Here is a 13,875-nt window from a genome sequence, read left to right as displayed (position 1 = left end):
CAGCCATGAAAAGCCCGCTCACGCGGAGCGGGTCAAGAGGGTCACCTTGGAAAAACCGGCCCGGGCATCGCCCACGCACGGGCCCGGTGGGAGAACACGGGGGGCTCAATCGTCCCAGTGACGATGGCGGTGGCGCGACTTCTTGTAGTGCTTGTGGTGGCCGGGCGGGCCGTAGTAGTAGCGCGCCGGGCGGTAGCCGCGCGGCGGCCCGTAGTACGCGGGCGGTTGCATGTACACGGGATGCGGTTGCACGTACACCGGGCGCGGCTGCACGTACACCGGCGCCGGCTGCATATAGACCGGCGGCGCGTAGTAAGCCGGTGGCGCGTTGCCGACGCCGATGGCGACGCCCGGCGAGCCCACGCCCACCGACCAGTACACGTCGCGCGCCTGCGCCACCCCGGCGGACCCCAGCGCGCCCAGGGCCAGCGCCCCGGCGGCCAGCATGCGTTGCATCGATTTCATGGCTTTCTCCTTGTGTGAGCGGTGCGCCGTGGAGCCCACGAACGCGACCAGTACGCTGATTAAACGGGGCAAAGCGCGATACAGACCACGGCCGCTGCGTGAAACCCGTATCGGCGCGTAACCAGAGTTCGCATCAGCCCGACATCTGGTCTCCGGGCAAGGTAGCTGGGCGCTATCGCACGCGGGCGCCCCCCTAGAATCCGCCCATGTCCTCCCCCGATTCCCACGCCGCCGCGCCAGACGGCGCCAAGCCCGGCCACTTCATCCGCCACGCCATCGAAGAAGACCTGCACAAAGGCACCTACGCCGCGCGCCGCTGGGGCGGCAGCCCTGGCGACGGCCCGCACCACCAGGCCGGCATGGCCGATCCGGCCCGCATCCGCACCCGCTTTCCGCCCGAGCCCAATGGCTACCTGCACATCGGCCACGCCAAGAGCATCTGGCTGAACTTCGAGCTGGCCAAGGCCTACGGCGGCGTCTGCCACCTGCGCTTCGACGACACCAACCCCGAGAAGGAAGAACAGGAATACGTCGATTCCATCCGCGACATGGTGGCCTGGCTGGGCTATGAGACCCTGCTGGCCGACGACCCCCATCACCCCGGCGCGGCGCGGCCGCACGAGTATTTCGCCAGCGATTACTTCGACTTCATGTACCGCGCGGCCGAGCACCTGATCGAGGCCGGCCACGCTTACGTGGACGAGCAGACGCCCGAGCAGATGCGCGCCACGCGCGGCGACTTCGGCACGCCCGGCACCAACAGCCCGTTCCGCGACCGCGCGCCGGCCGAGAACCTGGCGCGCTGGCGCGAGATGGCCGCCGGCCGGCACGCGGACGGCGCCATGGTGCTGCGCGCCCGGATCGACATGGCCTCGCCCAACATCAACCTGCGCGACCCCACGCTCTACCGCATTCGCCGCGCCACGCACCACAACACCGGCGACAAGTGGTGCATCTACCCGATGTACACCTTCGCGCACCCGATCGAGGACGCGCTGGAGCAGATCACGCACAGCATCTGCACGCTGGAGTTCGAGGACCAGCGGCCCTTCTACGACTGGCTGCTGGAGCGCCTGATCGAAGGTGGCCTGCTCGTCGCGCCGCCCCCGCGGCAGTACGAGTTCGCGCGCCTGAACGTGGGCCACGTCGTCACCAGCAAGCGCAAGCTGCGCCAGCTGGTGGAAGAAGGCCACGTCACCGGCTGGGACGACCCCCGCATGCCCACGCTGGCCGGCCTGCGCCGGCGCGGCTACACGCCCGAGAGCCTGCGCCTGTTCGCCGAGCGCAGCGGCGTCACCAAGACCAGCAACGCCTGGACCGACTACGCCGCCCTGGACGCCGCCCTGCGCGAAACGCTGGACCCCATCGCCCCGCGCGCCATGGCCGTGCTGGAGCCGCTCAAGCTCGTCATCGAGAACTGGGCCGAGGTGTTCGGCAGCGACACCCACCTGGAGCCGTGCAGCGCCCCCGCGCACCCGCACCACCCCGAGATGGGCGAGCGCCGCTTCGTGCTGGGCAAGGAAGTGTGGATCGAGCGCACCGACTACGAGGAAACCCCGCCCAAGGGCTTCTTCCGCCTGTTCCCCGGCAACAAGGTGCGGCTGAAATACGGCTACGTCATCGAATGCCTGGGCGCTATTAAAGATGAAGCATGCGGCTTAAGCGTGGTGCGGGCCAACCTGCTGAAAGACACCAAATCCGGCTCCCCCGGCGCCGACAGCGTCAAGGTCAAGGGCGTCATCACCTGGGTGGCTGCCCACGACGGCCTGCCCGCCGAGGTGCGCCTGTACGACCGCCTGTTCACCGAGGAGCAGCCCGACGCAGGCGGGCGCGACTTCCTGAGCGTGCTGAACCCGGACAGCCTGAAGATTGCGCAGGCCATCGTGGAGCCGAGCCTGGGACAGGCGCGGCCTGAAGAGCGCTTCCAGTTCGAGCGGCATGGCTTCTTCGTCGCCGACCGACGTGAACACGGGCCGGGTGCTCGGTTGATGTTCAACCGGGTCACCGGGCTGCGGGATTCCTGGGGGAAATAGGTCCGCGCGCGCACCTCGACCCAGGCCATCCGACCCGACCCCTCACCACGCTTCTCCACCCGGCCATGCTTGCCAACCTCGCCCCTTTTCTCCTCCACTGGGCCATCACCGCGTTCGGCCTGTGGGTGGCCAGCCACGTGTTCAAGGGCCTGCGCTTCGACGGCACCAGCGCGTTGGTGGTGGCGGCCCTGCTGCTGGGGCTGGCCAATGCGGTCGTGCGGCCGCTGCTGGTGGTGCTGACGCTGCCGCTCACCCTGGTCACGTTCGGCCTGTTCCTGCTGGTGATCAATGCGCTGGTGCTGATGCTGGTGGCCCGGCTGGTGCGGGGCTTCCACCTGGACGGCTTCTGGATCGCCTTCTGGGCCGGCATCTTCATGTCGCTGCTCAGCCTGGTGCTGGGCGCCTTCATCCTGGGCGGCACGCCCGAGTTCACCATCCAGACCAGCCCATCGCCCGGGTCGGATTGGCTGTGACGCCGCTGGCCGGCAGCGCCCCGCGGGGCGCCGCGGGCGCACTCATTTCCTCAACGGAATCGGCGTCGCGCGGTCAATGGGCACGGCCGTCAGGCTGTTCCGCGGAGAGCCTTCGATGAGCTTGTCGGCGTAGGTGAGGTAGATCAGCGTGTTGCGCCCGCCATCCACCATGCGCACCACGCGCAGGCGTTTGAAGAGCACGGACATGCGCTCGCTGAACACCTCGTCCTCCCTCGGCAGCGGTTCCTTGAAGTGCACCGGGCCGACCTGGCGGCAGGCGATGGAGGCTTCTGCACGGTCCTCGGCCAGGCCCAGCCCGCCCTTGATGCCGCCGGTGCGGGCGCGCGCGACGTAGCAGGTCACGCCCTGGACCAGCGGATCGTCGTAGGCCTCGACGACGATCTTGTGGTTGGGCCCGACCCACTGGAAGGCCGTGCTGACGTCACCGATCTTCTGCGCGTGGACGGTGGCGGCCAGCGCGCACAGCAGTGGCGCGAGCGTGGTGCGGGGCAGGCTGTTCATCGTCGTTCCTCGGCCACTCGTCCTGGACAGTCCTTCAGGGCCGGAATTCACCCATTCACATCCACCACCACCCGCCCGCGCACCTGACCGGCCAGCAGCTGGGCCGCCACGGCGGGGGCGTCGGCCAGCCCGATGGTCCGGGTGTTGCGCGCCAGCACGTCGGCGGGCAGTTCGGCCGCCAGCCGTGACCACGCCTGCACGCGGCGCGCGTACGGGGCCATCACGCTGTCCACGCCGGCCAGGGTGACGCCGCGCAGAATGAAGGGCGCCATCGTGGCCGGGAAGTCCATGCCCTGCGCCAGACCGCAGGCCGCCACCACGCCACCGTAGCGCAGGCTGGCGCACACGTTGCCCAGGGTACGGCTGCCCACGCTGTCCACCGCGGCGGCCCAGCGCTCCTTCTGCAGCGGCTTGCCCGGGGCGTTGAGCACCGCGCGATCAACCAGCTCGGCCGCGCCCAGCGCCCTCAGGTGATCGGCCTCGTTCATCCGCCCGGTGGATGCGTGCACGGTGAAGCCCAGCCGCGACAGCAGCGCGATGGCGATGGAGCCCACGCCGCCGTTGCCGCCCGTCACCAGCACCGGGCCGCGCTCGGGCGTCACGCCCTGGCCCCGCAGCGCCATCACGCACAGCATGGCGGTGTAGCCGGCGGTGCCGAGGGCCATGGTCTGTTGCAGCGTCAGGCCGGCGGGCAGCGGCACCAGCCAGTCGGCCTTGACGCGCGCCCGCTGCGCCAGGCCGCCCCAGTGGCCTTCGCCCACGCCCCAACCGTTCAGCAGCACGGCGTCGCCCCGCTGGTAGCGCGCGTCGCTGCTCTCCAGCACGGTGCCGGCGAAGTCGATGCCGGGCACCATCGGGTAGCTGCGCACCACCGGCGCGTGGCCGGTGATGGCCAGGCCGTCCTTGTAGTTCAGCGTGGAGTACGCCACCTGCACCAGCACCTCGCCGGCGGGCAGTTGGGATTCGTCCAGATCGGTCACGGCGCACGACAGCTTGCCGTCGTCGCTCTTGGTCAGAAGCAGGGCCTTGAACACCGGGGGTCTCCTCATGAAATGGCGTGTCGGACAATCTTAGCCGCGCCCAACCGCATACCCTCCCGCATCGCCATGCCCCGCTCCCTGACCGCCGATGATTTCGCCGCCGACGCGCCCCACGTGGCCCGCGCGCTGATCGGCGCCACGCTGCTGGTCGATGGCGTGGGCGGCGTCATCGTCGAGACCGAGGCCTACGACCGGGGCGAGCCCGCCTCGCACACCCATGCCGGCCCCACGCCGCGCAACCGGGCGATGTTCGGCGCGCCGGGGCACGCCTACGTGTACCGGAGCTACGGCATCCACTGGTGCCTCAACTTCGTCTGCCGCGAGGCGGGCCACGGCGCCGGGGTGCTGATCCGAGCGATCGAGCCCACGCAGGGGCTGGACCTCATGCGCGCGCGGCGCGGGCTGGAGAACGCGCGCCTGCTGTGCGCCGGTCCCGGCCGCGTGGGCCAGGCGCTGGGCATCGCGCTCCAGCACTACGGCCTGCCGCTCGACCAGGCGCCTTTCGCGCTGCTGGCCGCGGGCGGCGGCGCACGCGCGGAGGTGGTGGCCGGCCCGCGCATCGGCATCAGCAAGGCGGTCGATCTGCCCTGGCGCTTCGGCCTGGCGGGCTCGCGCTACCTGAGCCGGCGCTTTTGAGCGCCGCGTGAAGGACGGGTCCGACAAGCACGCGCGCGCCGGGCCGACACGCCAGCCGTGCGTTTCGGGCCACCATACGGGCAAGCCATGAACGGCGCCTTGCATGCGGCGCCGGCTTGTGAGATCCGCCGCAGCCGCTCCTCCTCTTCCCTTCCTCATCGGCTGCGGTTTTCAAGCGATGCACCGCTTCGGCGGGCATCGCTTTTTTCTGCACGGTGCGCGCCGGCTTTTATTTGAAGAAATTGGGCACCAGCCGGTACCAGTATTACGCCAACAGCTATCAAATAAGAAGCATCTCCAAACGCATTTTCCGCCCTGCGGCGCCGTTCGCCCCCTGCGGGCACAATGCTGCGCCCACCAAGCGTCACGAGGCCCCGCCTTGCTCGGTTACTTCGAAAAACTCCTTCCGCCCTACCCCGACCCGGAGCCCGGCTTGCCGCCGAAGGGCTTTTTCGCCTTCGTGTGGAACGCCACGGCCGGCCTGCGCGGCTACGTGCTGTCGCTGACGCTGCTGTCGGCCGCCACCTCGGCCTACGACGCGCTGCTGTTCGCCATGCTGGGCCGGGTGGTCGATTGGCTGGCCGCGACCTCGCCGGGGCGGCTGTGGGCCGAGCACGGCGCCATGCTGGCGGTGCTGGCCGCGGTGCTGCTGGCCTCGATCGCGCTGGTGGCGCTGCAGACCATCGTCAAGCACCAGACGCTGGCCATCAACTTCCCGCTGCGGCTGCGCTGGAACTTCCACCGCCTGATGCTGGGCCAGAGCATGGCCTTCTACGCCGACGAGTTCGCCGGCCGCATCACCACCAAGATCATGCAGACCGCGCTGGCCGTGCGCGACATGATCTTCACCGCCACCGACGTGGTGGTGGGCATGGGCGTGTACATGGTGGCCATGCTGGCGCTGGCGGCGGGCTTCGACGCCTGGCTGATGCTGCCCTTCCTGCTGTGGGCGCTGACCTATGCGCTGGCGGGCCTGTACTTCGTGCCGCGCCTGGGCCAGGTCAGCCGCGCGCAGGCCGACGCGCGCAGCGTGATGACCGGGCGCATCACCGACGCCTACACCAACATCGCCACCGTCAAGCTGTTCTCGCACACCCACCGCGAGGCGGCCTTCGCCCGCGCGGCGATGGAGGACTTCCGGCGCACCGGCTACGCGCAGATGCGGCTGGTGAGCCAGTTCGAGGTGGTCAACCACGTGCTGATCGTGGCGCTGATCCTGGGCGCCTGCGGCAGCGCGCTGTGGCTGTGGTCGCTGGGCCAGGTCGGCGTGGGCGCGGTGGCGGCCGTCACCGCCATGGCGCTGCGCCTGTCGGGCATGAGCCACTGGGTGATGTGGGAGATGACCAGCCTGTTCGAGAGCGTGGGCACCATCCAGGACGGCATCAACACCCTGTCGCGCCCGCGCACGGTGGTGGACGCGCGCGATGCCCGGCCGCTGGTGGTGGCATGCGGCGAGGTGCGCTTCGACGACGTGTCCTTCAGCTACCACGACGGCGGCGCGCCGGTCATCGACCACCTGCGCCTGACCATCCGCCCCGGCGAGAAGATCGGCCTGATCGGCCGCTCGGGCGCCGGCAAGTCCACGCTGGTGAACCTGCTGCTGCGCTTCCACGACGTGCAGGGCGGGCGCATCCTGATCGACGGGCAGGACATCGCCCACGTCACGCAGGACAGCCTGCGCCAGCACATCGGCATGGTGACGCAGGACACCTCGCTGCTGCACCGCGCCATGCGCGACAACATCCTCTACGGCCGCCCCGACGCCACCGAGGCCGAACTGCACGCCGCCGCCCACCGCGCCCAGGCGCACGACTTCATCGGGCACCTCACCGACCTGCAGGGCCGCACCGGCTACGAGGCGCACGTGGGCGAGCGCGGCGTCAAGCTCTCCGGCGGCCAGCGCCAGCGCGTGGCCATCGCCCGCGTGATGCTCAAGGACGCGCCCATCCTGCTGCTGGACGAGGCCACCAGCGCGCTCGACTCCGAGGTCGAGGCGGCGATCCAGGAAAGCCTGGAGGAGCTGATGAAGGGCAAGACCGTGATCGCCATCGCGCACCGCCTGTCCACCATCGCCGCGCTGGACCGGCTGATCGTGCTGGACCAGGGGCGCATCGCCGAGCAGGGCACGCACGCCGAACTGCTGGCGCAGGGCGGGTTGTACGCGCGCCTGTGGGCGCGGCAGAGCGGCGGCTTCCTGGGCGAGCAGGCCGAGGAGGCCGAACTGGCCGCGCCGGCATGAGGCCCGCTCGCTCGCCAAATTTCGAATGAAATCGGCCCCTAGCCCGCGCGGGTATTTCGCCAAAAGCTATATATTAAATAGCATTCAGGCGGACACGGGAAGCGCGCCGGGCGCCCGGCGCCCTTCCCACCACGACACCAGCGCGATCACCGCGAACCCCGCCGGCACGCCGAAGAAGCCCGCCGACACGGGGTGGATGCCCCACCACAGCCCGCCCGGCGCCAGGCCCCACCAGGCGCGCACCGACGGGCTGGCCAGCAGCATGTAGGCCACGGTGACGCCGGCGCCCGCCAGCATGCCGGCCACCGCCGCGCGCCCGCTGGCGCGGCGCCAGAACAGCCCCGCCACCAGCGCCGGGAAGAACGTGGACGCCGCCAGCGAGAACGAGGCCGCCACCAGCGACAGGATCTCCGCCGGCTTCAGCGCCGCCACCGAGGCCGCCAGCATGGCCGCCGCCAGCAGGGCGAACTTGGACAGGATCACGCGGTTCTCCGACACCTGCACCACGCCGCCCTTGACCGGCGCCGTGTCGTGCACCAGCGCGTTGCTGATGGTCAGCAGCAGCCCGTCGGCGGTGGACAGCGCCGCCGCCAGCCCGCCCGCGGCCACCAGCCCCGACACGGCGTAGGGCAGCCCGCCCAGCTCGGGCGTGGCCAGCATGATCATGTCGGCGCCCAGGCGGATCTCGCCGAACTGCAGGATGCGGTCGCCGTTGATGTCCTGCACCGAGATCAGCGCCGGGTCCACGCGCGCCCACTGCGCGATCCAGTGCGGCAATTCGTCGAAGCTGCTGCCCACCAGGTGCTGCATCACCTCGTACTTGACCAACACCGCCAGCGCCGGCGTGCCCAGGTACAGCAGCGCGATGAACACCAGCGACCACGCCACCGAGCGGCGCGTCTCGGCCACGCTGGAGGTGGTGTAGAAGCGCGTCAGCAGGTGCGGCAGGCTGGCCGTGCCCACCATCAGGCAGAACATCAGCGCCACGAAGTTCAGGCGCGAGGTGCTGAACTCGGCCTGTTCGTCCGGCGTACCGCGCGGGTCGCCAGCGAAGGCCTGGCCGTGGCGCGGCAGGCCGCCCAGCGGCTTGGCGCGCTCCTCGGCCTCCTGCATGGCGCGGCCCCACAGCTCGCGCGCGCTGGCGGCGTCGCGCGGCAGGGCCGACAGCTCGCGCCGTGCCTGCATCACCAGCGAGAAGTCGGCGCCCTGGGCCTTGAGCTGACGGAGGCGATCCTCCAACCGGTCGCGCTCGCGCGCCAGCGCGGCGGCCGGATCCTGCAGGCGCTCGGCGTAGTCGCGCGCGCGCTCCAGGTAGGCGGCGCGCACCTCCTGCTCGGCCGGCGAGGCGATCAGCACCTGCTCCAGCCGCTCGATCTTGAGCAGTTGCGCGCCATAGGCCAGTGGTGCCAGCGGCGTGCCGAGCTGCTTGTACGCCAGCCACGACACCGGGATCATGAACGCCAGCAGCAGCACCACGTACTGCACCGTCTGCGTCCAGGTGATGGCGCGCATGCCGCCCAGGAACGAGCACAGCAGCACGCCGCCCAGCCCCAGCAGGATGCCGATCTCGAACTGCACGCCCGTCAGGCGCGAGGCGATCAGGCCGATGCCGTAGATCTGCGCCACCACGTACATGAACGAGCACGCCACCGCGCCCAGCGCCGCCAGCAGGCGGGGCCAGCGCCCGCCGAAACGGATGACGAAGAAGTCGGGCACCGTGTACAGCTCCATCGCGCGCAAGCGCGGCGCGATCAACAGCCCCACCAGGCAGAAGCCTCCGGTCCAGCCCAGCACGTAGGCCAGCCCACCCGGCTGCGCCGCCGTGCCCGAGAAACCCTGCAGGTACAACGCGCCGGCCAGGCTGATGAACGAGGCCGCGCTCATCCAGTCCGCCGCCGTGGCCATGCCGTTGTACATGGCGGGGATGCGGCGGCCGGCGACGTAGAAGTCGTCCGGGTCGGTGGTGCGCGCGTAGATGCCGATGCAGGCGTACACCATGACCGACAGGAACAGGAAGATCGGCCCGATCCAGCCGCGCGACAGGCCCGCGTGCTCGGCCCAGGCCATCAGCGCCAGGAAGGCAATGAAGCCGGTGACGAACAGCGCCATCGCGCGGTGCACGCGCCAAACGTCGCCGCGCCCGGCGCGGCTACCGGGGGACGCCATCGCCGCCCTCGCCGGCCGCTTCACCGCCGGCGGGCGGCAAGCCCGCCTCGGCGCGGTTCATGTACCACGCGTACGCCATCACGATGCCGATGAACACCAGCACCCCGCCCTGCGCCGCCAGCCAGAAGTTGAGCGGCCAGCCAGCCACCACCTGGTCGAGGTCGCGCGCGAAGAAGCACACGCCGAACGAGGCGGTTGCCCAAAGAAAAAGCAGCCAAGCCCGTACCCGCATTGCGCCAACAGCTTCCTTTTTCATAGCGTCCGGCTCGGGCTGGCAAGGCGGCGCTACTGGGCCAGCAGGGTCCAGGTGGCGATCACGCTGTCGGGGTTGAGCGAGATCGAGGCGATGCCCTCGTCGGCCAGCCAGCGCGCGAAGTCGGGGTGGTCGCTGGGCCCCTGACCGCAGATGCCGACGTACTTGCCTTGGCGCTGGCAGGCCGCGATGGCGCGCGACAGCAAGGCCTTGACAGCGGGGTCGCGCTCGTCGAAGTCGGCCGCCAGCAGCGCCATGCCCGAGTCGCGGTCGAGGCCCAGGGTGAGCTGGGTCAGGTCGTTGGAGCCGATGGAGAAGCCGTCGAAGAACTTCAGGAAGTCATCGGCCAGGATGGCGTTGCTGGGCACTTCGCACATCATCACCACCTTCAGGCCGTTCTGGCCGCGCGCCAGGCCACGCTCGGCCAGCAGGCCCGTCACGCGCTCGGCCTGGCCCAGCGTGCGCACGAAGGGCACCATGACCTGCACGTTGGTCAGGCCCATGTCGTCGCGCACGCGCTTGAGCGCCTCGCACTCCATCGCGAAAGCCTCACCGAAGGCCTCGCTGACGTAGCGCGACGCGCCGCGGAAGCCCAGCATCGGGTTCTCTTCCTCGGGCTCGTAGCGGCTGCCGCCGATCAGCTTGCGGTACTCGTTGCTCTTGAAGTCCGACAGGCGCACGATCACCGGCTTGGGCCAGAAGGCCGCGGCGATGGTGGCCACACCCTCGGCCACCTTGTCGACGTAGAAGGCGCGCGGGCTGGCGTGGCCGCGGGCCACCGACTCGACCGCCTTCTTCAGGTCGGCATCCACCTGCGGGTAGTCCAGGATGGCCTTGGGGTGCACGCCGATGTTGTTGTTGATGATGAACTCCAGCCGCGCCAGGCCCACGCCTTCGTTGGGCAGCTGCGCGAAGTCGAAGGCGAGCTGCGGGTTGCCCACGTTCATCATGATCTTGGTGGCGATGGGCGGCATCTCGCCGCGCTGCACCTCGGTCACCTCGGTTTCCAGCAGGCCGTCGTAGATGTGGCCGGTGTCGCCCTCGGCGCAGCTCACCGTCACCAGGGTGCCGTCCTTCAGCCGCTCGGTGGCGTCGCCGCAGCCGACCACGGCCGGGATGCCGAGTTCGCGCGCGATGATGGCGGCGTGGCAAGTGCGCCCGCCGCGGTTGGTGACGATGGCGGCGGCGCGCTTCATCACCGGCTCCCAGTTGGGGTCGGTCATGTCGGTGACCAGCACGTCGCCGGGCTGCACCTTGTCCATCTCGGCGATGCGCCCACCAGCCGCACCGGGCCGGTGCCGATCTTCTGGCCGATGGCGCGGCCCTCGGCCAGCACGGTGCCAGTGCTCTTGAGCTTGTAGCGCAGCTCGGTCTTGCCCTGCTGCTGGCTCTTCACCGTCTCGGGGCGCGCCTGCAGGATGTAGAGCTGGCCGTCGGTGCCGTCCTTGCCCCATTCGATGTCCATCGGGCGGCCGTAGTGCTGCTCGATCACCAGCGCGTAGCGCGCCAGCTGCTCGACGTCGGCGTCGGTGAGCGAATAGCGGTTGCGCTGCTCGGCAGGCACGTCGATCGTCTTCACCAGTTTGCCGCTGGCGGCTTTCTCCGCCGGCGTGGCGAACACCATCTGGATCAGCTTGGATCCCAGGTTGCGGCGGATCAGCGCCTTCTTGCCGGCCTGCAGCATGGGCTTGTGCACGTAAAACTCGTCAGGGTTGACGGCGCCCTGCACCACCGTCTCGCCCAGGCCGTAGCTGCTGGTGATGAAGACCACCTGGTCGAAGCCCGACTCGGTGTCGATGGTGAACATGACGCCCGCCGCCCCCAGGTCGGAGCGCACCATGCGCTGCACGCCGGCCGACAGGGCCACCACGTCGTGCGCGAAGCCCTTGTGCACGCGGTAGCTGATGGCGCGGTCGTTGTAGAGGCTGGCGAACACCTCCTTCATCTTGTGCAGCACGTCCTCGATGCCCACCACGTTGAGGAAGGTCTCCTGCTGGCCGGCGAACGAGGCGTCGGGCAAGTCCTCGGCCGTGGCCGACGAGCGCACGGCGAAGCTGGCCTCGGCGTTGCCCTCGGACAGCGTGGCGAAGGCGCCGCGGATGGCCTGCGCCAGGTCGGCGGGAAAGGGCTGGGCCTCGACCCAGCCGCGGATCTCGGCGCCGGCCTCGGCCAGCGCGCGCACGTCGTCGGTGTTCAGCGTCGCCAGACGCCGGCTGATGCGCTCGGCCAAGCCGTCATGGGCCAGGAATTGGCGGAACGCGTGCGCCGTGGTGGCGAAGCCCGTGGGCACGCGCACGCCCTGCGGCAGTTGCGAGATCATCTCGCCGAGGCTGGCGTTCTTGCCGCCGACCGCCTCGACATCGGTCATCCTGAGTTGTTCGAAGGGCACGACCAGGGCGGTCGGCTCGAAACGCTGGGACATGGGAAAGCTCCGGAGTTTGAAAACCTGTGGGCGCGGCGGCGCAGGCGTGGCCGCGGCGCGAAGGCGCTGCACGCGGCTGGCCGGCCGGGCTGGATCAGCCGGCGCCATCCGGCGGGGTGCGGCGCGCGAATTCGCATAATGGGCGTGATTGTAGGGATGCCGCCACCATCGCGCCGGCCCCGCAGAAGCCCACCGCCACCATGCCCGATCGCACCGTTTTCTTCGTCTCCGACGGCACCGGCATCACCGCCGAGACCTTCGGCAACTCCATCCTGGCGCAGTTCGACTTTCAGCCGCGCCACGTGCGCCTGCCCTTCGTCGACACGCCTGACAAGGCGCACCAGGCGGTGCGCCAGATTAACCACGTGGGCGAGGTGGAGGGCAAGCGCCCCATCGTCTTCACCACGCTGGTGGACATGGCGGTGCTGGACATCATCCGCGCCGGCTGCAAGGGCATGCTGATGGACATGTTCGGCATGTTCGTGCAGCCGCTGGAGCACGAGCTGGGCATCAAGAGCCTGCACCGCGTGGGGCGCTTCTCGGACGCGAGCAAGAGCAAGGCCTACAACGATCGCATCGAGGCCATCAACTTCAGCCTGGCGCACGACGACGGCCAGAGCAACCGCGATCTGCAGGGCGCCGACGTCATCCTGGTGGGCGTCAGCCGCAGCGGCAAGACCCCGACCAGCCTTTACCTGGCCATGCAGTACGGCCTGAAGGCGGCCAACTACCCGCTGATCCCCGAGGACTTCGAGCGCCGCCAGTTGCCGCCCGCGCTGGCGCCGCACCGCAACAAGATCTTCGGCCTGACCATCGCGCCCGAGCGCCTGGCCGAGATCCGCGCCGAGCGGCGGCCCAACTCGCGCTACGCCGCGCTGGACAACTGCCGCATGGAAGTGGCCGAGGCCGAGGCCATGATGCGCCGCGCCGGCATCCGCTGGCTGTCCACCACCACCAAGTCGATCGAAGAGATCGCCACCACCATCCTGCAGGAGCTGCGGCCCGAGCGGCTGAGCTACTGAGGGCGCGATCCGGGCCGTCTTTTGCTACGTTAACAATAGCTTTTGGCGAAATACCGGCGCCGGCTGGAGGCCGATTTCAGGGATTGCTAAATAGGTATTGATATCTCAACATCCCAGAGCCGCCGGCATGTGATCTCGCCGGCCTGGGGCGCCAGCGCGTGGCCGAACTTGCGCTGCCACACAAACAGCAGCGAGTCGCGCAGGTTGAGCGCGCTCTTGGAGTAGCAGTGCGTCTTGCGGCGCAGCCGCGCCAGATAGCAGCGCAGCTTGTTGTTCATGCTCTCGATGATGTGCGTGTGCGCCTTGCCTTGGGTGTGCTGCCCGGCGGGGAAGATGGCTGCGTAGCAGCGCCAGTGGTCGGTGCAGTACTGGATGTGAGGGCCTTGAGGAATCTGCGCGCCCAGCGCTCGGGCTGCTCGGGTGTCACGATCGCCCAGCGCCCAGCCGAGAATTCGGCAGGAAGTGCGATCAATAGCCCACCACAGCCAAATTGGTCTTTTTTTGAACCCACGTAGCTCCACAGCTCATCGGCCTCGACGTACTGCACCTGCGCCGCATCCAGGCGCGCCAGCGCCTGACCAGCAACCTCCTGGCGCACCCAGCC

Annotated in this window: 11 protein-coding genes and 1 pseudogene; 5 read left to right on the top strand and 7 right to left on the bottom strand. The window is 69.6% G+C overall.

The genetic code is table 11. From position 1 onward, the window contains the following. Positions 1 to 105: 105 nt before the first annotated feature. Positions 106 to 465: a hypothetical protein gene (locus tag IPG65_RS15115; protein WP_293191350.1), complete on the bottom strand. Its 360-nt coding sequence runs from the start codon at positions 463 to 465 to the stop codon at positions 106 to 108. Positions 466 to 671: 206 nt separating this feature from the next. Here IPG65_RS15115 and IPG65_RS15110 point away from each other — a divergent pair, with 206 nt between their 5' ends. Then, complete coding sequence (locus IPG65_RS15110; protein ID WP_293191348.1) at positions 672 to 2,498, top strand: glutamine--tRNA ligase/YqeY domain fusion protein; 1,827 nt, start codon at positions 672 to 674, stop codon at positions 2,496 to 2,498. 65 nt (positions 2,499 to 2,563) lie between these two features. Continuing rightward, positions 2,564 to 2,971: a phage holin family protein gene (locus tag IPG65_RS15105; RefSeq protein ID WP_293191346.1), complete on the top strand. Its 408-nt coding sequence runs from the start codon at positions 2,564 to 2,566 to the stop codon at positions 2,969 to 2,971. A gap of 42 nt (positions 2,972 to 3,013) precedes the next feature. Here the strand turns inward: IPG65_RS15105 and IPG65_RS15100 are convergent, their stop codons facing one another. Both IPG65_RS15100 and IPG65_RS15095 read right to left on the bottom strand, forming a co-directional pair. Then, the gene (locus IPG65_RS15100) at positions 3,014 to 3,493 is read right to left on the bottom strand and encodes a CreA family protein (RefSeq protein WP_293191344.1); all 480 of its coding nucleotides are present in this window, start codon (positions 3,491 to 3,493) and stop codon (positions 3,014 to 3,016) included. Positions 3,494 to 3,540: 47 nt separating this feature from the next. Further along, positions 3,541 to 4,527, bottom strand: a complete 987-nt coding sequence (locus tag IPG65_RS15095) for an MDR family oxidoreductase (protein WP_293191342.1) — start codon at positions 4,525 to 4,527, stop codon at positions 3,541 to 3,543. A gap of 72 nt (positions 4,528 to 4,599) precedes the next feature. Between IPG65_RS15095 and IPG65_RS15090 the strand changes: the two genes are divergently transcribed. Both IPG65_RS15090 and IPG65_RS15085 read left to right on the top strand, forming a co-directional pair. Further along, entirely contained in the window at positions 4,600 to 5,169 is a 570-nt protein-coding gene (locus IPG65_RS15090) for a DNA-3-methyladenine glycosylase (protein WP_293191340.1), read from the top strand. A gap of 379 nt (positions 5,170 to 5,548) precedes the next feature. After that, positions 5,549 to 7,408, top strand: a complete 1,860-nt coding sequence (locus IPG65_RS15085; RefSeq protein ID WP_293191337.1) for an ABC transporter ATP-binding protein — start codon at positions 5,549 to 5,551, stop codon at positions 7,406 to 7,408. Positions 7,409 to 7,492: 84 nt separating this feature from the next. Here IPG65_RS15085 and IPG65_RS15080 read toward each other — a convergent pair whose 3' ends face one another. The 3 genes and pseudogenes from IPG65_RS15080 to ppsA form a co-directional block, all read right to left on the bottom strand. Next, complete coding sequence (locus IPG65_RS15080) at positions 7,493 to 9,574, bottom strand: VC_2705 family sodium/solute symporter (RefSeq protein ID WP_293191334.1); 2,082 nt, start codon at positions 9,572 to 9,574, stop codon at positions 7,493 to 7,495. Then, positions 9,558 to 9,806, bottom strand: coding sequence for a DUF4212 domain-containing protein (locus IPG65_RS15075; protein WP_293191332.1), 249 nt, complete (start codon positions 9,804 to 9,806; stop codon positions 9,558 to 9,560). The genes IPG65_RS15080 and IPG65_RS15075 overlap by 17 nt, the downstream gene beginning before the upstream one ends. 53 nt (positions 9,807 to 9,859) lie before the next feature. Further along, positions 9,860 to 12,249 (bottom strand): annotated as a pseudogene (ppsA, locus tag IPG65_RS15070) (phosphoenolpyruvate synthase). A gap of 200 nt (positions 12,250 to 12,449) precedes the next feature. Between ppsA and IPG65_RS15065 the strand changes: the two are divergent. Further along, positions 12,450 to 13,271, top strand: a complete 822-nt coding sequence (locus IPG65_RS15065) for a pyruvate, water dikinase regulatory protein (RefSeq protein WP_293191330.1) — start codon at positions 12,450 to 12,452, stop codon at positions 13,269 to 13,271. Between the two features lie 86 nt (positions 13,272 to 13,357). Here IPG65_RS15065 and IPG65_RS15060 read toward each other — a convergent pair whose 3' ends face one another. Continuing rightward, positions 13,358 to 13,792, bottom strand: a complete 435-nt coding sequence (locus tag IPG65_RS15060) for an IS1 family transposase (protein ID WP_293191328.1) — start codon at positions 13,790 to 13,792, stop codon at positions 13,358 to 13,360. Between the last annotated feature and the right edge of the window lie 83 nt (positions 13,793 to 13,875).

Origin of the sequence: Ottowia sp. (assembly GCF_016703145.1) — a bacterium.
GTDB lineage: Bacteria > Pseudomonadota > Gammaproteobacteria > Burkholderiales > Burkholderiaceae_C > Ottowia.
This window is presented reverse-complemented; position numbering and strand designations above follow the sequence as displayed.

Excerpts from the sequence above, each read along its gene's own strand:
- IPG65_RS15080 (WP_293191334.1), bottom strand. The coding sequence starts at position 9,574 with ATGGCGTCCCCCGGTAGCCGCGCCGGGCGCGGCGACGTTTGGCGCGTG.
- IPG65_RS15090 (WP_293191340.1), top strand. The coding sequence starts at position 4,600 with ATGCCCCGCTCCCTGACCGCCGATGATTTCGCCGCCGACGCGCCCCAC.
- IPG65_RS15110 (WP_293191348.1), top strand. The coding sequence starts at position 672 with ATGTCCTCCCCCGATTCCCACGCCGCCGCGCCAGACGGCGCCAAGCCC.
- IPG65_RS15105 (WP_293191346.1), top strand. The coding sequence starts at position 2,564 with ATGCTTGCCAACCTCGCCCCTTTTCTCCTCCACTGGGCCATCACCGCG.
- IPG65_RS15075 (WP_293191332.1), bottom strand. The coding sequence starts at position 9,806 with ATGCGGGTACGGGCTTGGCTGCTTTTTCTTTGGGCAACCGCCTCGTTC.
- IPG65_RS15065 (WP_293191330.1), top strand. The coding sequence starts at position 12,450 with ATGCCCGATCGCACCGTTTTCTTCGTCTCCGACGGCACCGGCATCACC.
- IPG65_RS15115 (WP_293191350.1), bottom strand. The coding sequence starts at position 465 with ATGAAATCGATGCAACGCATGCTGGCCGCCGGGGCGCTGGCCCTGGGC.
- IPG65_RS15100 (WP_293191344.1), bottom strand. The coding sequence starts at position 3,493 with ATGAACAGCCTGCCCCGCACCACGCTCGCGCCACTGCTGTGCGCGCTG.